This window comes from Ruegeria sp. CF1 (assembly GCF_056537445.1).
Genome location: NZ_JBQFRN010000001.1, coordinates 39,402 through 57,980 on the forward strand (window position 1 = coordinate 39,402; position 18,579 = coordinate 57,980).

An 18,579-nucleotide genomic window follows, 5' to 3' on the forward strand; every position below is an offset into this window, starting at 1 on the left:
CGTTTTATCCGGCATAGCCTGCGCGCAGCATAGGCCGCAAGGGGTCAGACTTGTTCGATACGCAGGGCGACGGGTTCTCCGGCCACCACATCGGTGGCGCGCAGGCCATCCAGTGCATGGTCCAGCGTCGCCCGCGTGGTTTTGTGGGTCACGATCAGCACGGGCGCTGTGCTTTCTGTGTGCCCATACTGCCGCATCCGGTCGATCGAGACTCCAGCATCGCCCAGAATCGCCGCGACCTTTGCCAGAGCGCCGGGCTTGTCCAGAAGACCGAGCCGCAGATAGTAGGGTGCAGGTAAGCCAGTAACGGCGGAGGCTGCGTCTTGCAGGGTCGTCGCGGGGCGGCCAAATGTCGGTATATGCAGGCCTCGCGCCAGATCGCAGACGTCGCCCATCACTGCGCTGGCGGTGGGGCCTTCGCCAGCACCGGGGCCACGCAGAACGATTTGTTCAACTGCGTCCCCATCCAGCACAACCATGTTTGTTCCGCCTTCCAACTGACCTAGCGGAGAATTGCTCGGCACTAGACAGGGTTGCATCCGCTGTTCCAGTCCGCGCGCCGTTCGCTGTGCTACACCCAACAGCTTGATGCGATACCCCATGTCGTGGGCCTGATGGATGTCATCGAGGCTAATATGCTGAATGCCCTCGATCTCGATCCCATCGAAATTCGGCTTGGTGCCAAAGGCAATCGAAGACAGCAGCGCCAGTTTGTGCGCCGCGTCGATGCCGCCAACATCCAGATTGGGATCAGCTTCAAGATAGCCAAGCTGCGCGCATTCCTCGAACAGGGCGTTATAGCCCAACTCCTGCGATTGCATCCGGGTCAGAATATAGTTGCAGGTACCGTTCATGACGCCCATGACACGCGTGATCTCGTTACCCGCCAGTCCTTCGGTCAGAGATTTGATTACCGGGATACCACCCGCGACAGCCGCTTCGAAGCGAATTACACGCCCTGCGGCCTCAGCCAATTCCGCCAATTCCTGCCCGTGAATCGCCAGCAGCGCCTTGTTTGCGGTGACGACATCCTTGCCACTGGTCAGCGCCGCCTCGACCGAAGCTTTCGCGGGGCCGTTCTCGCCGCCCATCAGTTCGACAAAAACATCGATGTCTTCGCGTTTGGCCAATGCAACGGGATCGGTTTCCCATGCATAATCCGACAGGTTTACGCCACGGTCCTTGCTGGCATCACGGGCCGAAACTGCGGTGATCTCGATGCGACGCCCGGTGCGGGCGTGCAACAAATCGGCATGACGACGCACAATTTTGACCACACCCACGCCAACGGTTCCCAATCCGGCAATTCCAAGCCTCAGCGCCTGTGTCATTCCCTTGGGTCCTTTCTGCTCGCAATACCGCCCGCGATGGCGAAGTGTCCTTTGCGGGCTGCCTTAGCGGGTTCGAGGCAGGGGTGCAATCCGTCTAATCTTTTGGAGCTAGTGGCGTGGCCGAAATCCTAGTTAATCTCGGCATTCTGCAGCGCTTCGGCCTTTTCCGCCAACGCTTCGCTGCGTGCTGTCAGGTCTTCTTCTACCTCTTCCGCTTCGCTGATTGGATCGGTCGGAGGACCGAGGGCGGGATCTAAAGCAACAAGCTTGGGGTAGGGTGCCTTGCGCAATGCGGCGGTTTCGCTGCCTTCCAACTCAGGGATATTTGCGCAGCCGGCGGTGGCCAGCACAAAGAGAATGGGCAGCAAAAGCTTCATCGCAGTCCTTCGGGTCGCAGCGTGTATCCCGTGATGCACGTTTTGTCGGAATGGTTCAAGCGGGGTTCTATCTGAACGTCTGTTCAGATACGATCGAAGCATGGCGCGTACACAAGGTTCTCATTCCGATATCACCGGCCCCCGTATTCGCGAGGCCGCACTGGGGCTGTTTGCCCGTCATGGCTATGCTGCGGTTTCAATGCGGCAGATCGCAGGCGAGGTGGGGGTGCAGGCTGGGGCACTCTATAATTACACGCCCGACAAGCAGAGCCTGCTGTTTCGGCTGATGCGCGATCACATGCAGGATCTGATGGCCGCCTATGACGATCTCGACCGGTTTGATAATCCACAAGATGCGTTGCGTCAGTTTGTCGGGTTCCACATCCGTTTTCACCTGCAGCGTCCCGACGAGGTGTTCATCGCTTATATGGAGCTGCGCAATCTGAACCCCGAAAATTTTGCCGAAATCGAGGCCCTGCGCCGCCGCTACGAGGACTCGTTAGAGCATATTCTGCGTAACGGGCAGCAATCGGGTCAATTTTCGGTCTCCGATACCAAGATCGCCACATTAGCGGTGATTGCCATGCTGAATGGTGTGATCACTTGGTATCGCAGCGGTGGCCGCCTGTCGCTGGATGAGGTCGAGCAGGTGTACTGGGACATGGTCCGCAAAGCGGTTACCGCCTGACCAGCCCTTAGTGGGCCGGGCGGATGAACGTTCCGTTCCGCAACTCCCGAAACGCTTGCTGTAATTCTGCCTGCGTATTCATCACGATCGGGCCATGCCACGCCACGGGTTCATCGATCGGAGCGCCCGAGATCAAAAGAAACCGTACACCCTCGGGCCCGGCCTGAACCGTGATTTCGTCTCCGGTCCCGAACCGAACCAACGTCCTGTCTCCTGACATGTCGCGGATGTTGACCTCTTGCCCGGCGACCTCTTTCTCTAGAAGAATTCCAGTTGGCCGAGACGCATCCGCAAAGGCAGCGCTGCCTTCAAAGATATAGGCGAAGGCCCGGCGGTATGTGTCGATCGGAATGGTTTTTTTCACCCCTGCCGGTATGCTGATATCCAGGTATTGCGGATCGGCAGCGATACCGTCCACTGGGCCCGTACGTCCCCAGAATGTACCGACAATCACACGGACCTTTGTCCCATCATCATCGATGATTTCTGGAATATCAGTGCTTTGAACGTCCTGATAGCGCGGGGCGGCCATTTTCTGATCTGATGGCAGATTGCCCCACAGCTGGAACCCATGCATCTGACCGCTGGCCGACCCCTTGGGCATTTCCTGATGTAGGATACCCGACCCGGCGGTCATCCACTGGACATCTCCGGCACCCAGCGTGCCGCTATTGCCCAACGAGTCGCTGTGTTCGACTGTACCGGACAGGACATAAGTGATCGTTTCGATGCCCCGATGCGGATGCCACGGAAAACCGGCCATATAGTCCAATGGGTTGTCATTCCGGAAATCATCGAACAGCAGAAACGGGTCCAGTTCCGACGGGTCCTGAAACCCGAACGCCCGGTGCAGTTTGACGCCCGCGCCTTCCATCGTCGGGACCGCCTTGCGGAATTCCAAAGTTGGTCTGAGTGACATGAAAGCCTCCTGATCCTTTGACCGGAACTTATGCGTCGGCCTGAGGTAGTCAATTTGCGCTGGAACACTGAAGCTGTGCGAAGATGCTCAGACAGGTGACGCGGCGCTGTCCTTTGCGTATCAAAGCGGTTAAAGCGGGCGGACAATCAGGAGAACAATATGCAAGAAGAAGTGCTGGCTACGGTCGCGGCCTCGGCACCGCGGCGCTGGACTGGGGTAGGGATGCTGGTCACGGTCGGGGCGTTGGTCATTTACGTCGCGTTGGCATCGCCGCCTGAGTTAGGCTGGCAGGTCTTCTTACTGGTTTCCGGGGCAGCCGCGTTCTGGTTAGCCCGTCGCATGTGGTACGCGACCGAAGACAGGATCGAGCTGACCCAATCCCAATTGCGCACAGGCTCGGGGCAGGTGATCTGCAATATCGAGGATGTCGAAGGCGTAGACCGGGGCGTGTTCGCATTTAAGCCATCAAATGGCTTCTTGGTAATCACTCATGCACGAAGCTCAAACCAGTGGGCGCCCGGTCTTTGGTGGCGTGTCGGACGAAGGATTGGCATAGGCGGCATGACAGCCGCCGCCGAGACCAAATACATGTCGGAAATGCTGTCGGCGATGCTTGCTGAAAAGAGTTAGACACCCAAGCAAGCAGGGTCGGTATTGACGATCTGGTCGAAAACACGCGGGTGTGTGAAGACCAGATTATCCATTTCAAAGTCAGCAAATTTGAATGCCATCTGGAATGGCGCTTTGTATGTATTGTTGGTTTCGACCAGGATCATTGAGCCGTTATCAGGCATTACCGGAAGCCGTTGTTTGATTTTCACGATCTCTGCGTCGGTCCATTTCTGATATCCGGTGCCCCGCACGCAGGACCATAGAACATCGTGGAGATCGTTATCACCATCATAGGTCAGATAGGTCACACGCATCGAGACCGGTGCTCTGGTATCAACCATGTTTTCCAGAAGGTCGTACATGGTGTTGATATACGCGGCGTTAACATCTTCAGCTTCGCGTGAGAGCACATCCGCAACTGCGTAGGCTCCTTTGATGTTGATCGCGCTTTGGCGATAGCTGTCATAATAGGTGTAAGACGCAAACATTGACCAGAACAGCAGCGGCAATATCAGCATTGCCTCGACCGATAAGGCGCCGTCTTCTCGTTTGAGAAAGCGGTTCAGCAGTGCCTTGGGAAGGTTGCGATTCTCTTTGTTAATTCGAGGCATCGGCCACATCCACTGTTGTGTCAGATGAATCGTCAGGATCAGCTGATGAACCACCAAATGGTTCATGAACAAATACGGTCGTCGCCTGCAGTTCCCATTGGCCGTCGTTGTCCTGCTTCGCAATGCCGCTCAGCATCGAAAGCCCAAAAACAGGTGAAACCTCAAGACAGGCGCGGATAATCATAAGCTCATTTGAAGTCCCTTGTTCAAAAACAACTTCGTCCGGCTTACGAATTGTCTCCGGAGTGTCGACGCAATAGGGGGTTGGATCCAACTGATTGCCGACACGCGGATCAATGGACTTCATCTCGAGCGCAAGGTTTTCCGAGCAATTGGTTATCAGCGCTTCGTCACAGATCATTTTCTTCAGCAGCGCGTGATCCCATTCATCTTCCCCTTCAGGAAGGCGATTAAGCCGAACCTCCCGAATTGTCATATCCAGAGATCGTTCAAGATCGGCATGGTGGAAGGATTGCAATCCCAGATCCATGCCTGAATAAGCGACATACAGGAAGAATGGAAACCAGAAGATAAACTCGATAGACGAGTTTCCATCCTCATTCTTTCGAAATCTCCGAAGCCGATTCCGCAGTGTCTTTGTCATTGGGTCAGCCTCAGGTTTTGAATGGAGGTGCTGATTGAATCGAAGACGCGTTCAATCTGATTGCCGGTCGCTTCATAGTAACGGGCAGGTTTGATCGCGCAGTCTTTCAGCATCTGCTTAACACCGTAGGGTGCCTCAAAAGCGATCGAGAAGATGATGACATTATCTTCTTCAGCTTCTTCGCAGAGATCTACAACATTTGGATTTTTGGTCGAAGGACCAATTTCGGTCGTGGAGTCAGCTGCAAATTCTTCGCCGCGATCCCAGCCATAAGCGTGACGCAACATATTCCGAATTGCGTATTTTTCAGTATGCGCCCAGACATCAGGCCATTCCAGTTCTACTGGATCGGAATCTGTTGAAAGCCCTTCGGAGTCTTCGCGTGTTTGCGATCGATCCATCGAATAGCAGGTGCCGTTGTAGTAATCCGTACAGCGGTAGCGCATATAAGTCCCATTGCCATGGGCATGATCTTGGTATTTGTCGCGGGTCCAGCGCCTGTACGAACTGTCCCGCACAGTTGTGGCGACATTAGGCCAAGCCCAGCGGTCATACTCTTCATCGTAGATAGAATACGTTTCGGCATCTTCATTCCAATAGATGTCCGAGGGGCCGTCATTATAAGGCGGATTCACTTTGTGCTGATAAGTGTTTTCGCCATCCGTCATCAGCACCAGAACCTTGAGGGTGTCCGTGGTCTTGTTAGGGGCTGGCCGAATTGCGAACGAGTCCGGAATTTCTGAACTGTCTGCAATCTGAGCGATCAGCGGTTGGATACTATCGTCAAGCAAAGTTAGACCCCACTTGAGGCCCACATCGATCGAAGTCCAGCCGCTTGCCACAAGATTCTGGATCTGACCTTTCAGAATGTCAGGATCATTCTGGATTACCGTCATCTCTCGCCGATCTGTGGTGGTTTCAAGACGGCACGTATTGCTGGTTACCAACGTGTCGCTGAACCTTTTGTCGCTGGAGCCATTATCCTTGAAATGAAGAGTTTGCGGGACATAATCCCCTTTTGTGATGATGTTTCCTTCGTCGTCCACGATGTCGTAATAGTTGAAATCGGTCGTTGTGTAGTCCGAAGCCTGGAAATCGATGCAATTGGCCCTTTCGTTAGCCCCGATCGTGTTCAAAGCATTCATAAGGTAGTCAGGCACCGACACCTGTTCCGAGTAGGGCACGATTGAGATCGACAATCTACCATCTTCAGATTTCAGGATCATCTCATCGATAAAGTCCTCAGCGGCACTTTTGAGGTTGGTCAGCTTTGTCCCGCGCATCGAACCCGAGACGTCCAGAACCAATGAAATCTCGACGTTACCAATCGATTCTTCGGCGATGCTGGTGGCGGTTGTATCAATGTAATCGACGCCACTCCATTTCATGAAGTGTGTCTCAATGCTCATGTCGGCGCTGGCTTCGACTTTCCGCTTTCCTTCAAGTTCTGCAACCTGAGTCACGGTTCCGTCGTCGTTTGTCGTGCATGTCTCGGGCTCGACCTTGATATTTTTGATGATATTCGTATCGAAACCTTCTTTGCGAATGTAATCATTCACCACGACCCGTGGGCAAAGCTCTTGGTCCAGGTCAGCTGCGGCAAGGACCGCGCGGTCCAGTGCGTATTGTAGCCTTACCCTTTCGCGATCATACCGCATGACGTCGACCGCGAACCCGGCCACGGTGAAGACTATCACGATCAGGAAAAGGGCAAGGATCGTCATCGTGCCTTCTGTCGAAGAAACAAAGTGCCGCAAGTGCCGCGAACAACTGTTTTCGCGGCAGAGACGGTTGAATTGGGCCTTCAAATCAAACTTGCGCATAATTGGTTCCTCGGTCGATCAGACACACTGATGCCAGCACTTCGCAACTTTAATAATTTACCCACGGATCGTGGCGAGATTTGGGCGCAGTGGACACTATGCTGCTCGTTTTTAACGAGATTCAGCTTTATTCCCGGTGTTATTGGTGGTTTTGTTTCGCGCCTTTGGACAATCGCGCGGCTTTCGTTAACGCCCGACTCACCAATGGAGCTGAAAAGTAAAGTTCACAAACTGATGAAAATACGTGCAGTTACTGATTGCGGTATTTGGCAAGCAGTGCGACAAAAAGTCATGACGTATCTCGTCTACCGGCACGGAGGATTTTATGACCGGCATTAAAGAACCCAGCTTTCGTGAGAGTGTTGATTTGATGTTCAACAGAGCGGCGTCTCTGATGGATTTGCCGCCCGGGCTAGAAGAGAAGATACGGGTTTGTAATGCCACCTACACCGTTCGGTTCGGGGTGCGTCTGCGGGGGCAGATCCACACCTTTACCGGATATCGTTCGGTTCATTCGGAACATATGGAGCCGGTAAAGGGTGGCATTCGCTATGCCTTGGCGGTGAACCAGGATGAGGTCGAAGCGCTCGCTGCGCTCATGACTTACAAGTGTGCACTGGTCGAAGCGCCCTTTGGTGGCTCGAAAGGGGGCCTTTGCATTGATCCTCGCCAGTATGAAGAACATGAGATGGAACAGATCACGCGTCGTTTTGCCTATGAGCTGGCAAAGCGCGATCTGATCAACCCCTCACAGAACGTGCCTGCGCCCGATATGGGAACAGGCGAGCGCGAAATGGCGTGGATGGCTGACCAATATGCGCGGATGAATACGACCGATATCAACGCGCGAGCCTGTGTGACAGGTAAACCGCTGAACGCGGGAGGCATCGCGGGCAGGGTCGAAGCAACCGGGCGCGGCATCCAATACGCGTTGCGCGAATTCTTCCGAAACCCGGAAGACGTCAAGAAGGCGAACTTGTCAGGCACGCTGGACGGAAAGCGCGTCGTCGTGCAGGGATTGGGTAACGTGGGCTATCACGCAGCCAAGTTCCTCAGCGAGGAAGACGGGTCGCGTGTGGTCGGCATCATCGAATGGGATGGCGCACTGTACAATCCCGATGGCATCGACGTAGAAGCCGTGCGGCAGTGGATCGTCAAGCATGGCGGCGTGAAGGACTATCCCGACGCCACGCATTCCGCCGAGGGCGGCGCGGTACTTGAAGCCGAGTGTGACATCCTGATTCCGGCGGCGCTGGAGGGGGTAATAAACCTATCCAACGCCGAACGTATTAAGGCACCACTGATCATCGAGGCCGCCAACGGGCCTGTCACGGCGGGTGCTGATGAGATCATGCGCAAGAAAGGCACGGTGATCATTCCTGACATGTATGCAAACGCCGGTGGTGTGACCGTGTCCTATTTTGAATGGGTCAAAAACCTCAGCCACATCCGTTTTGGCCGGATGCAGCGGCGTCAGGAAGAAGCTCGGCATGAGTTGATCGTCAGCGAACTGGAACGGTTGGATCGGTATCTGGGTGACGCTTGGTCGATGTCTCCGGATTTCAAGGCCAAGTACCTAAAGGGCGCTGGCGAGTTGGAGCTGGTGCGTTCTGGTCTCGATGACACGATGCGCATTGCCTATCAGTCGATGAGCGAAGTCTGGCATGATCGCGCAGATGTCGACGATCTGCGCACGGCGGCCTATATCGTTGCGATCGACCGCGTCTCAAAAAGCTATCGCGCCAAGGGCCTCTGAGCGCCCAGACAACAGAAGATTCTTGAGTGGCCAACCATCGGGTTGGCCATTTTTCATTTAGGTCGAAGTCGTCAGAGTGAATGGATTAGTCGCCCAGCGACAAGTTTTCGTCGAAAACAGGAGTGGAACCGGATTCCGGCGTTGTTACTGCTGGGTGAAGTTGGTTTGATGCCGACACACCTGTAGGGAGTTCTGAATGCGTTTCTCCGGCTTACGTGTCCTGAAAGAGGGCCTGACCGGCAACAAAGGCTGGACGCCGCACTGGCGCGAGCCTGAACCGAAATCCGAATATGACGTCGTCATTGTCGGCGGCGGAGGTCATGGGTTGAGCACGGCCTATTATCTGGCCAAGGAACATGGTCTGACCAATATCGCTGTTCTGGAAAAGGGCTATATCGGTGGGGGCAATATCGGGCGCAACACCACCATTGTGCGCGCGAACTATTTTTTGCAGGGCAATTCCGAGTTCTACTCGCACTCATTGAAGCTGTGGGAAGGTCTTGAGCAGGATCTGAACTACAATGTAATGCATTCGCAACGCGGGATCATCAACCTGTTCCATTCGGACGGGCAGCGTGATGCCGCTGCGCGCCGGGGCAACATGATGATCAGTCAGGGTGACGATGCTATCCTGCTCAATCGCGATGAATTGAGGCGGATGGTGCCCTATCTGAATTTCGATGACCTTAGGTTCCCTCTGTATGGCGGTCTCTACCACCCGCGCGGAGGTACAGCGCGACACGATGCCGTGGCCTGGGGCTATGCGCGCGGAGCGGACCAGCGCGGCGTGGATCTGATCCAGAACTGCGAAGTGACCGGTATTGATATCGAGAATGGCGTGGTTCGCGGTGTTCAGACCTCGCGCGGGCCGATCCGGGCCAAGAAGGTGGCGATGGTTGCTGCCGGGCGTTCAGGTCAGGTGGCGGCGATGGCTGGAATGAGGCTGCCGATTGAAAGCCATGTCTTGCAGGCCTTCGTGACCGAAGGTCTGAAGCCCTGCATCGATCATGTGGTGACGTTTGGCATGGGGCATTTCTATATCAGCCAGTCAGATAAGGGCGGGCTGGTTTTTGGCGGTGATCTGGATTTTTACGCCTCCTATGCGGCGCGAGGTAACTTGCCCACCGTCGAAAGCGTGATGGAGGCCGGGATGGCGCTGATGCCGATGATCGGCAAGGCGCGGGTGCTGCGATCCTGGGGCGGGATCATGGATATGTCGCCCGATGGCTCTCCGATCATAGACCGAACGGATATTGATGGGCTCTATCTCAATTGCGGCTGGAACTATGGTGGCTTCAAGGCGGTTCCGGGTTCGGGGAATGTGTTTGCGCATCTGATTGCGACTGATCGGTATCACGAGAATGCCACCGGCTTCCGACTGGATCGTTTCCGCACCGGGCGCGGGATTATCGATGAAGAGGGCAAGGGCTCTCAGCACAATCTGCATTGAGGGGCGCGATGTTGGATTTGGGTATTATTGAAAAGATCAAGAAGGGCGCGCGGCTATGAGGATCACCTGTCCATATTGCGGCGAGCGGGATCGGCGCGAATTCTACTATCGCGGGGCGGCAGTGGATCTGGACCGACCGGCCCCGGATGCCGGTGAGGCGGCTTGGGATGATTTTGTCTACCAACGGGAAAACCCGGCAGGGCCGATACGAGAGCTTTGGTATCACGAAGGCGGGTGCGGTGCATGGATCGTGGTCACACGAAACACGGTCACGCATGAGATGATCGACGCGCAGCCGGCATCGGAGGAGCGGGCATGAGGATCGATGGAAAGGGTCTTATCGATCGTACGCAGTCGATTCCGTTTGTTTTCGATGGTGCCAGCTATAGCGGCTATGCAGGCGACACCCTGACCTCAGCGCTTTTGGCGAATGGCGTGCGACTGATGGGGCGTTCGTTCAAGTACCACCGGCCTAGGGGTGTGCTGAGCGCAGGCAGCGAAGAGCCGAATGCGCTGATGACCTTGGGGGCAGGCGCAGGTCAAGAACCAAATATTCGCGCCACGATGCAAGAGATCTATCCGGGACTTGAAGCGCGCAGCCAGAATCGCTGGCCCAGCCTGAGTGTCGATTTGATGGGGATCAACGATCTGGCTTCCCCGTTCTTGGGCGCGGGTTTTTACTACAAAACCTTCATGTGGCCGAAAAGCTTCTGGGAAAAGCTATACGAGCCGATCATTCGACGTGCCGCCGGATTGGGAGCACTGTCGGGCGAAGACAATGCCGACAAGTACGAAAGCGCTTATGCCTTTTGCGATCTGCTGATTATCGGGGCAGGGCCTGCGGGGCTGATGGCCGCTCTGGTCGCGGGTCGTGCCGGCGCGGACGTCATTCTGGCCGACGAAAACAGTCGCGCGGGTGGGCGTCTGCTGGCCGAGACCTATGAGATCGACGGAAAACCGGGTCCCGATTGGGTTGACGAGGTGCTGGCCGAGTTAGCCGCGATGGACAATGTCCGCATCATGACCCGGACCACTATCGCAGGCGCCTATGACCAAGGTACCTATGCGGCGTTGGAACGCGTTTTTCACCATACGGATCACCGCCCCAACGGGGCGCCGTTGGAAACCTATTGGCGGATCGTGGCCAAGCGGTCAGTTCTGGCGGCAGGCGCGCTGGAGCGCCCGGTCGCATTCCGCAACAATGATCGCCCGGGGATCATGACCGCTGGCGCGGTGCGGGCGTATCTAAACCGATGGGGTGTCAGCCCGGGCCGCAATGTGACGATCTTCGGAAATACTGACGATATCCATCGCACTGCTCGTGATTTGTTGGATGCTGGTGTCCATGTGGCGGCTGTGATCGATAGCCGCCATGACGCGCCCTTGTCTGACGACTACGAGGTTCTACGCGGGGCGCAAGTTTGTAACAGTTCGGGCCGTAAAGGGCTGGAGGCGATTACGGTGCGCCGCGCCAGTGGAGAAGAACGGATACACACGGATTGCCTTGCCATGACAGGGGGCTGGAATCCTTCGGTTCATCTAACGTGTCACATGAATAGCCGCCCGATCTGGAAGCGTGAGATCGAGGCCTTTGTGCCAACGCCGGGGGCCGTGCCGGGCATGGTGACAGCGGGTGCGTGCAACGGATCTTTCTCAACTACAGCCTGCCTTCGTGAAGGGATTGAGGCAGCCAAAGGCGTACTTGGCGATCTTGGCTACAAGGCCACGAAGACTGTGCCACCGCAGGCCGAGGATACGCCATACGAGATCACGCAGCTTTGGGCCGTTCCCGGCAAAGGGCGCGCGTGGCTGGATTTCCAGAACGATGTTACAGTGAAAGACGTCAAACAAGCCGCGACTGAGAATTTCCGGTCAGTCGAGCACATGAAGCGCTATACGACGCAAGGTATGGCGACGGATCAGGGCAAGAATTCGAACGTGGCGGCGTTGGCCATTCTAGCGGACGTCACCGGGCGCGCGATACCCGAAACCGGAACCACGACGTTCCGCCCTCCGTATTCTCCTATCGCCATTGCCGCGCTGGGCGCTGGGGCTGAAGGCAAGGGTTTCAAACCGCAACGCTTTATCACTTCGCACAAAGCGACCGTAGCGCGGAAAGCTCCGTTGGTTGAGGCCGGGCTGTGGTATCGCCCCAGCTATTTCCCAAAGGATGAAGAAACCACGTGGCGGCAATCCTGTGACCGTGAGGTCAACATGGTGCGTCAGGCCGTCGGGGTGTGCGATGTCTCGACGCTTGGCAAGATTGACATACAGGGGCCGGATGCGGGGGCGTTTCTGGACTTCGTTTATACGAACATGTTCTCGACCCTCAAAGTTGGCCGAACGCGATATGGCCTGATGTTGCGTGAGGATGGATTCGTCATGGATGATGGCACCACCGCGCGGCTGGGAGAGACGCATTACCTGATGACCACCACCACAGCAGGTGCTGGCGACGTAATGAAGCATCTGGAGTTCGTTCATCAGGGACTGCGCCCTGATCTGAATGTCTCGTTCATCTCGGTCACCGAACAGTGGGCACAGTTTGCCGTTGCTGGGCCAAAATCGCGTGAATTGTTGAATGGTTTGCTGGGCACACCTCTTGATGAAGAAAGCTGGCCCTTCATGGCTTGTGGGTCGATCTCGGTGCTGGGTGTGCAGGGGCGTTTGTTCCGGATCTCGTTCTCGGGCGAGCATGCATATGAAATCGCCGTGCCTGCGCGCTATGGCGCGACCCTTTTCGATATTTTGACCGAGCGGGCTGAAGCGCTGGGCGGAGGTCTTTATGGGATGGAAGCGCTGAACGTTCTTCGGATCGAAAAGGGCTTTATTACGCATTCTGAGATCCACGGACGGACAACTGCCTATGATATCGGCATGGGCCGAATGGTGTCGCAGAAGAAGGATTGCATCGGCAAAACCATGTCGCAACGTCCGGGGCTTGAAGAGCCGGGGCGCGAGCGGTTGGTCGGGCTCAAACCCATTGGCGAAAGCAAGGAATTGCTGGCGGGCGCGCATCTGTATCGGGAAGAGGCCGAGCCGGTGCGCACCAATGATCAGGGCTATCTGACCTCCGTGTGTTATTCCCCGACGCTGGAAACGATGTTGGGCTTGGGCTTCCTGGCGGACGGGCCTGAGAGGTATGGAGAAATCGTGAAAATGGTCGATCATCTGCGCGGCGTGACAACCCTGTGTGAAGTGGTGAACCCGGTTTTCTTTGACCCCGAAGGAGGGCGCGTCCGTGGATAATCTGACCGCCAAAACACCCTGCGACGGGTTGCTGCCTTTGACCTTCGGCTCTGTAACGCTCAGCGAAGAGGATGCGGGGGCGATCCATTCGATCTCTCCCCTCATGGGTAAGCAAAAGACGCTATCCGAAGCTTTGAAAGCAGCGCATGGGATGGCTTATCCGTCGGCTAACCGCGCGACGGGCAAAGCGGGCGCACGGGCAATCTGGTTCGGCCCGGCGCATGCGATGCTGGTCGGGCCTCTACCAAATGTGGCGCTGGTCGAGAATGCAGCCATCGTGGACCAGTCAGATGCCTGGACTGTGGTCCGGTTAGAGGGCGCCGACGTCGAGGACGTGTTGGCGCGTGTGGTGCCAGTTGATCTGCGTAAGGTGCATTTCAAGCGCGGCCATACCGCCCGTACCCTGCTGTTCCACATGACCGCTTCGATCACGCGCGTTGGTGAGAACGCGTTTCAGATCATGGTCTTCCGTTCCATGGCTGAGACATTGGTTCACGATTTGAAAAGGGCGATGGAAGGCACCGCCGCGCGCGGGTAAGCTGCGCTGAAAGAAACGAATCTTCGGAGATCCCCATGTTGCGTATCGCCATCGTTGCGGCCGTGCTGGCCACGCCAGTGGTTGCACAGGAAACCAAGGAACAGAGCTGCAAGTATCAGGCCGACGTTGTTGCAGCGATACAGAAAGCGCGACTTGACCGGGTCAAGGAACGCGATGTGGCGCAGGCGGTGGCCGACAGTGGTCCTACCTGGCCCGAGAACTACAATGCCGCTGTTCCACTGATCACGCCTTGGGTATATGAGCAAAAGATGCGCGACGTGCGTAAGAAGGATCTCGGAGCTGCGTGGCTGGAGTTGTGTTTACAACAATAATCCACAGTCAGATCATTTCTCTGTGGACAACCGCGCGCCATCCCCTTGGCGCGCGTTTTCATTTCTGGCAGGTTTAACCCATGTCTTTGCCCCCCGGATTTCTGGATGAACTGCGCACGCGCCTCAGCCTGTCTCAGGTTGTTGGGCGTAAGGTCATGTGGGACCAGCGCAAATCCAATCAGGGCAAGGGCGATATGTGGGCGCCTTGCCCCTTTCATCACGAAAAGACCGCCTCGTTCCACGTCGATGACCAAAAGGGATTCTATTATTGCTTTGGCTGCCACGCCAAAGGGGACGCGATCAGTTTTGTGAAAGAGACCGAGAATGTCTCTTTCATAGAAGCCGTGGAAATTCTGGCGCGCGAGGCCGGGATGCCGATGCCCGCACGCGATCCCAGGGCGCAGGAGAAACAGGACCGCCGCTCGCAACTGGCCGAGGTGATGGAGCAGGCGGTGCAGTTTTTCCGCCTGCAACTCAAGACCGGCGCAGGGGCGGGGGCGCGCGACTATCTGGGGCGCCGAGGACTGGATGCGCAGGCGGTGGATCGGTGGGAGATCGGGTTCGCGCCGGACGGCTGGCAGGCGTTGTGGGATCATCTGACCGGTAAGAGTGTCTCCGAGGACCTGATCCTTGGGGCCGGGCTGGCGAAACCTTCGAATAAGGGCAAAAAGCCCTATGACACATTCCGCAACCGCATCATGTACCCGATCCGCGACCCGCGCGGGCGGTGCATTGCGTTTGGTGGCCGGGCGATGGATCCCAATGACAACGCCAAATACCTGAACTCGCCCGAGACCGATCTGTTCGACAAAGGCCGCAGCCTCTACAACCATGGCCCCGCACGACAGGCGGCAGGCAAGGGGCAGCCTTTGGTTGTGGCCGAGGGCTATATGGACGTGATCGCTTTGGCAGAGGCCGGGTTTGGCGCGTCGGTTGCGCCATTGGGGACGGCGATCACCGAGCATCAGTTGCAACTACTTTGGCGCATCTCTGACGAGCCGATCATCGCTTTGGATGGCGATACGGCAGGGCTGCGCGCGGCGATGCGGGCGGTCGACTTGGCATTGCCGTTGCTGGAGGCGGGTAAGTCACTGCGCTTTGCGCTAATGCCTGAAGGCAAGGACCCTGACGATTTGCTGCGCGCCGAAGGCGCAGGGGCAGTTCGGTCAGTTCTGGACGGTGCCATTCCGATGGTGAAGCTGCTGTGGCAGCGCGAGACTGAGGGCAAGGTTTTTGATAGCCCAGAACGCAGATCTGCATTGGACAAAGCGCTTTGGGAGAAGATCAAGTTAATCCGAGATAAGTCGATACGAAATCACTATCGGCAGGAGATCCGGGATCTACTTTTTCATTTTTACCGCTCTCAGAAAAAGTTCCCTGCAAAAAATTGGAAATCCAATCGGGATAGGGATCGCAAAACTGCCGGACCTACACAGGGTGCACGCACTTCTTTCTTGGCTGCTAACGACAACAGCGCTGCTATTCGGCTCCGTGAAAGTGTCATTCTTGCAGTTGCTATATTGACGCCTGCTTTGGTGGTGCAGTTCGAAATTCAGATCGACGAAATGACATGCTTGGATCCCGAACTAAATGCCATGAGAGATGTCTTGTTGCGACATGCGGTTGATGATCCGGACAACATTAAAGATCATATTGTCGCAGCTTTGGGACCGGAACCCCTTGAAAACCTGCTGGCCCTTCGCCATGTCGCAGTGATCCCCTGTGTGTACAAACCGGGCGACGTTGAAAAGGCCGAGATGACGCTGGCCGAGGAACTCGCAAAGATCAAAGCGCTCCGGGGGTTGGATGCTGAGATTGCCGAAGCGGCGGAGGAATTGTCTGATCTGGCCGATGAGGCGCTGACATATCGGCTGGCGCAAGCCGCCGAAGAGCGCAACCGTACAAGCCGCAGCCAGAACGAAGACAGGGCCGTTTTCGACATCGCCGACAATGGTGCGCGAATCAACCGCGATGAGAAAGACGCGTTTGAGGCCATCACGTCTGGCATCAAATTCGAACGGAAACATCGATGAAGTGGTGTTTTCGTAAGGCACTGGAAAAGAAAAACGGGTAAACGGGTGGCCGAATCACTTCTACGCGCTAATGATTCGGTTCAAACGAATCACCCATCCCTGCAGGAGCATTGAATGGCCGCCAAGGATACGAACGAAGACCGCAAATCCGACGAGCAGGAACAGGAAATCTCGCTGGACATGAGCCAGGCCCAGGTCAAGAAGATGATCGCCGAGGCTCGCGAGAAAGGTTACATCACCTACGACCAGCTCAATCAGGTTCTGCCGCCTGATCAGGTCAGCTCGGAACAGATCGAAGATGTTATGTCGATGCTGTCCGAGATGGGCATCAACATCATCGAAGATGAAGAAGCCGAAGAAGAAGAAAACAAAGGTTCGACCGAACTGGTCACCACCGAAGGCCCGCGCGAGGTCGCGCTGGCTGGTGCTGCAACCGAAAAGCTGGATCGCACCGATGACCCCGTACGCATGTATCTGCGCGAGATGGGCTCGGTCGAACTGCTGAGCCGCGAGGGCGAGATTGCCATCGCCAAGCGGATTGAAGCCGGCCGGAACACCATGATCGCTGGTCTGTGCGAAAGCCCGCTGACCTTCCAGGCGATCACCATCTGGCATGACGAACTTTTGTCCGAAGACATTCTGCTGCGGGACGTCATCGATCTGGAAACCACTTTCGGCAACCAGATGGATGAAGACGGCGAGGTTGAAGAGCCGGTTGTCGATACCTCATCGGTGCAGGCGGCCAAGCCTGCCAAGGATGAGGGGCCGGAGCTTGACGCTGACGGCAACCCGATTGCCAATGATGATGACGATGATGACGACGATCAGGCCAACATGTCCCTGGCCGCGATGGAAGCAGCGCTGAAGGATCAGGTGCTGACCACGCTGGAACGCATCTCGACCGACTTCGCTATGCTGTCCGAAATGCAGGACAGCCGGATTTCTGCGACGCTGAATGAGGATGGCACTTTCAGCGCGAAGGACGAAGAAACCTATCAGAAGCTGCGCGCTGAGATTGTTGAACTGGTGAATGGTCTTCACCTGCACAACAACCGGATCGAAGCTCTGATCGACCAGCTTTATGGCATCAATCGCCGGATTATGTCACTGGACAGCTCGATGGTGAAGCTGGCTGACCAGGCTCGCATCAACCGTCGCGAGTTCATTGATGCTTATCGTGGGCGCGAGCTGGATCCGAACTGGTTGGCTGAAATGGCTGAAAAGCCGGGTCGGGGTTGGCAGATGTTCATCGAACGCTCGACCGAGAAGGTCGAGGAACTGCGCAACGACATGGCCCAAGTCGGGCAATATGTCGGTCTGGACATCCCTGAATTCCGCCGCATCGTGCAGCAGGTTCAGAAGGGTGAGAAAGAGGCGCGGCAAGCCAAGAAGGAAATGGTCGAGGCCAACCTGCGTCTGGTGATCTCGATTGCCAAAAAGTACACGAACCGCGGCCTGCAATTCCTTGATCTTATTCAGGAAGGTAACATCGGCCTGATGAAGGCGGTGGACAAGTTCGAATACCGCCGGGGCTATAAGTTCTCGACCTATGCAACCTGGTGGATCCGTCAGGCGATCACGCGTTCGATCGCGGATCAGGCGCGCACGATCCGTATCCCGGTGCATATGATCGAAACGATCAACAAGCTGGTCCGGACAGGTCGTCAGATGCTGCACGAAATCGGCCGCGAGCCAACGCCGGAAGAACTGGCCGAAAAGCTGCAAATGCCGCTTGAGAAGGTGCGCAAGGTGATGAAAATCGCCAAAGAGCCGATCAGCCTTGAGACACCAATCGGTGACGAGGAAGACAGCCAGCTGGGCGATTTCATCGAAGACAAGAATGCCGTGCTGCCACTGGACAGCGCCATTCAGGAAAACCTCAAGGAAACCACCACACGGGTTCTGGCCTCTCTCACCCCGCGTGAAGAGCGGGTTCTGCGGATGCGCTTTGGCATCGGCATGAACACCGACCACACGCTGGAAGAGGTCGGTCAGCAGTTCAGCGTGACGCGCGAACGTATCCGCCAGATCGAGGCGAAGGCGCTGCGTAAGCTGAAACACCCGAGTAGGTCGCGTAAATTGCGGTCCTTCCTAGATCAGTAAATCGAAGGGCGCCTCATCCCGAGGCGCTTTTTTCTTTCGCCCGCTCACAATGACTGAACTTCAAATCAAATTGGCGGGAATTCGCAAGGAGTCCGGCGATGCCATCTTTATATCGCCGCTGTCCACTCATGGACAGGCCGGGGCGAGGTGATT

At 56.2% G+C, this 18,579-nt stretch carries 17 protein-coding genes; 11 read left to right on the forward strand and 6 right to left on the reverse strand.

Going from position 1 to position 18,579, the window contains the following annotated elements; translation table 11 throughout:
- Nucleotides 1–44: 44 nt before the first annotated feature.
- The gene (locus ACRZ96_RS00180; RefSeq protein ID WP_170734741.1) at nt 45–1,331 is read right to left on the reverse strand and encodes a homoserine dehydrogenase; all 1,287 of its coding nucleotides are present in this window, start codon (nt 1,329–1,331) and stop codon (nt 45–47) included.
- Between the two features lie 128 nt (nt 1,332–1,459).
- A complete protein-coding gene (locus ACRZ96_RS00185; protein WP_170422347.1) occupies nt 1,460–1,708 on the reverse strand; it encodes a hypothetical protein in 249 nt (82 codons plus the stop codon).
- 100 nt (nt 1,709–1,808) lie between these two features.
- Here ACRZ96_RS00185 and ACRZ96_RS00190 point away from each other — a divergent pair, with 100 nt between their 5' ends.
- Nucleotides 1,809–2,396: a TetR/AcrR family transcriptional regulator gene (locus ACRZ96_RS00190; RefSeq protein WP_170512799.1), complete on the forward strand. Its 588-nt coding sequence runs from the start codon at nt 1,809–1,811 to the stop codon at nt 2,394–2,396.
- Nucleotides 2,397–2,403: 7 nt separating this feature from the next.
- Here ACRZ96_RS00190 and ACRZ96_RS00195 read toward each other — a convergent pair whose 3' ends face one another.
- Nucleotides 2,404–3,315 carry a pirin family protein gene (locus ACRZ96_RS00195; RefSeq protein ID WP_170734763.1) on the reverse strand — a complete coding sequence of 304 codons (912 nt, stop codon included), beginning with the start codon at nt 3,313–3,315 and terminating at the stop codon, nt 2,404–2,406.
- A gap of 159 nt (nt 3,316–3,474) precedes the next feature.
- Here ACRZ96_RS00195 and ACRZ96_RS00200 point away from each other — a divergent pair, with 159 nt between their 5' ends.
- The gene (locus ACRZ96_RS00200) at nt 3,475–3,945 is read left to right on the forward strand and encodes a hypothetical protein (RefSeq protein ID WP_170565779.1); all 471 of its coding nucleotides are present in this window, start codon (nt 3,475–3,477) and stop codon (nt 3,943–3,945) included.
- Here ACRZ96_RS00200 and ACRZ96_RS00205 read toward each other — a convergent pair.
- From ACRZ96_RS00205 to ACRZ96_RS00215, 3 genes are read right to left on the reverse strand one after another with little or no spacing between them, the layout of a single operon-like run.
- Nucleotides 3,942–4,538, reverse strand: a complete 597-nt coding sequence (locus tag ACRZ96_RS00205; protein ID WP_170396270.1) for a hypothetical protein — start codon at nt 4,536–4,538, stop codon at nt 3,942–3,944. The genes ACRZ96_RS00200 and ACRZ96_RS00205 overlap by 4 nt on opposite strands.
- Entirely contained in the window at nt 4,525–5,142 is a 618-nt protein-coding gene (locus ACRZ96_RS00210; protein ID WP_170396272.1) for a TadE/TadG family type IV pilus assembly protein, read from the reverse strand. Before ACRZ96_RS00210 ends, ACRZ96_RS00205 begins: the two co-directional genes overlap by 14 nt.
- Nucleotides 5,139–6,866, reverse strand: a complete 1,728-nt coding sequence (locus ACRZ96_RS00215) for a pilus assembly protein TadG-related protein (protein WP_255612046.1) — start codon at nt 6,864–6,866, stop codon at nt 5,139–5,141. Before ACRZ96_RS00215 ends, ACRZ96_RS00210 begins: the two co-directional genes overlap by 4 nt.
- A 129-nt stretch (nt 6,867–6,995) precedes the next feature.
- On the opposite strand from ACRZ96_RS00215, the gene ACRZ96_RS00220 reads away from it, so the two are divergent.
- From ACRZ96_RS00220 to rpoD, 9 genes are all read left to right on the forward strand, one after another.
- Nucleotides 6,996–7,304: a hypothetical protein gene (locus ACRZ96_RS00220; RefSeq protein ID WP_170396276.1), complete on the forward strand. Its 309-nt coding sequence runs from the start codon at nt 6,996–6,998 to the stop codon at nt 7,302–7,304.
- On the forward strand, nt 7,291–8,721 hold the full coding sequence (locus ACRZ96_RS00225; RefSeq protein WP_170396277.1) for a Glu/Leu/Phe/Val family dehydrogenase: 1,431 nt from the start codon (nt 7,291–7,293) through the stop codon (nt 8,719–8,721). Before ACRZ96_RS00220 ends, ACRZ96_RS00225 begins: the two co-directional genes overlap by 14 nt.
- 196 nt (nt 8,722–8,917) lie before the next feature.
- On the forward strand, nt 8,918–10,171 hold the full coding sequence (locus tag ACRZ96_RS00230; RefSeq protein ID WP_480561317.1) for a sarcosine oxidase subunit beta family protein: 1,254 nt from the start codon (nt 8,918–8,920) through the stop codon (nt 10,169–10,171).
- 55 nt (nt 10,172–10,226) lie between these two features.
- Complete coding sequence (locus ACRZ96_RS00235) at nt 10,227–10,490, forward strand: sarcosine oxidase subunit delta (RefSeq protein WP_480705233.1); 264 nt, start codon at nt 10,227–10,229, stop codon at nt 10,488–10,490.
- A complete protein-coding gene (locus tag ACRZ96_RS00240; RefSeq protein ID WP_480814122.1) occupies nt 10,487–13,420 on the forward strand; it encodes a sarcosine oxidase subunit alpha family protein in 2,934 nt (977 codons plus the stop codon). The genes ACRZ96_RS00235 and ACRZ96_RS00240 overlap by 4 nt, the downstream gene beginning before the upstream one ends.
- Nucleotides 13,413–13,958: a sarcosine oxidase subunit gamma family protein gene (locus ACRZ96_RS00245; protein WP_170800246.1), complete on the forward strand. Its 546-nt coding sequence runs from the start codon at nt 13,413–13,415 to the stop codon at nt 13,956–13,958. Before ACRZ96_RS00240 ends, ACRZ96_RS00245 begins: the two co-directional genes overlap by 8 nt.
- Nucleotides 13,959–13,993: 35 nt before the next feature.
- A complete protein-coding gene (locus ACRZ96_RS00250; protein WP_170396287.1) occupies nt 13,994–14,290 on the forward strand; it encodes a hypothetical protein in 297 nt (98 codons plus the stop codon).
- Nucleotides 14,291–14,370: 80 nt separating this feature from the next.
- On the forward strand, nt 14,371–16,323 hold the full coding sequence (gene dnaG / locus ACRZ96_RS00255; RefSeq protein WP_480589934.1) for a DNA primase: 1,953 nt from the start codon (nt 14,371–14,373) through the stop codon (nt 16,321–16,323).
- Nucleotides 16,324–16,437: 114 nt separating this feature from the next.
- Nucleotides 16,438–18,426, forward strand: a complete 1,989-nt coding sequence (gene rpoD / locus ACRZ96_RS00260) for an RNA polymerase sigma factor RpoD (RefSeq protein WP_170396291.1) — start codon at nt 16,438–16,440, stop codon at nt 18,424–18,426.
- Nucleotides 18,427–18,579 lie beyond the last annotated feature (153 nt).

Coding starts and splice junctions, on each gene's coding strand:
- ACRZ96_RS00205 (WP_170396270.1), bottom strand. CDS start 4,538: ATGCCTCGAATTAACAAAGAGAATCGCAACCTTCCCAAGGCACTGCTG.
- ACRZ96_RS00210 (WP_170396272.1), bottom strand. CDS start 5,142: ATGACAAAGACACTGCGGAATCGGCTTCGGAGATTTCGAAAGAATGAG.
- ACRZ96_RS00230 (WP_480561317.1), top strand. CDS start 8,918: ATGCGTTTCTCCGGCTTACGTGTCCTGAAAGAGGGCCTGACCGGCAAC.
- ACRZ96_RS00215 (WP_255612046.1), bottom strand. CDS start 6,866: ATGACGATCCTTGCCCTTTTCCTGATCGTGATAGTCTTCACCGTGGCC.
- ACRZ96_RS00235 (WP_480705233.1), top strand. CDS start 10,227: ATGAGGATCACCTGTCCATATTGCGGCGAGCGGGATCGGCGCGAATTC.
- ACRZ96_RS00185 (WP_170422347.1), bottom strand. CDS start 1,708: ATGAAGCTTTTGCTGCCCATTCTCTTTGTGCTGGCCACCGCCGGCTGC.
- ACRZ96_RS00250 (WP_170396287.1), top strand. CDS start 13,994: ATGTTGCGTATCGCCATCGTTGCGGCCGTGCTGGCCACGCCAGTGGTT.
- ACRZ96_RS00180 (WP_170734741.1), bottom strand. CDS start 1,331: ATGACACAGGCGCTGAGGCTTGGAATTGCCGGATTGGGAACCGTTGGC.
- ACRZ96_RS00240 (WP_480814122.1), top strand. CDS start 10,487: ATGAGGATCGATGGAAAGGGTCTTATCGATCGTACGCAGTCGATTCCG.
- ACRZ96_RS00200 (WP_170565779.1), top strand. CDS start 3,475: ATGCAAGAAGAAGTGCTGGCTACGGTCGCGGCCTCGGCACCGCGGCGC.
- dnaG (WP_480589934.1), top strand. CDS start 14,371: ATGTCTTTGCCCCCCGGATTTCTGGATGAACTGCGCACGCGCCTCAGC.
- ACRZ96_RS00220 (WP_170396276.1), top strand. CDS start 6,996: ATGCCAGCACTTCGCAACTTTAATAATTTACCCACGGATCGTGGCGAG.
- ACRZ96_RS00195 (WP_170734763.1), bottom strand. CDS start 3,315: ATGTCACTCAGACCAACTTTGGAATTCCGCAAGGCGGTCCCGACGATG.
- ACRZ96_RS00225 (WP_170396277.1), top strand. CDS start 7,291: ATGACCGGCATTAAAGAACCCAGCTTTCGTGAGAGTGTTGATTTGATG.
- rpoD (WP_170396291.1), top strand. CDS start 16,438: ATGGCCGCCAAGGATACGAACGAAGACCGCAAATCCGACGAGCAGGAA.
- ACRZ96_RS00190 (WP_170512799.1), top strand. CDS start 1,809: ATGGCGCGTACACAAGGTTCTCATTCCGATATCACCGGCCCCCGTATT.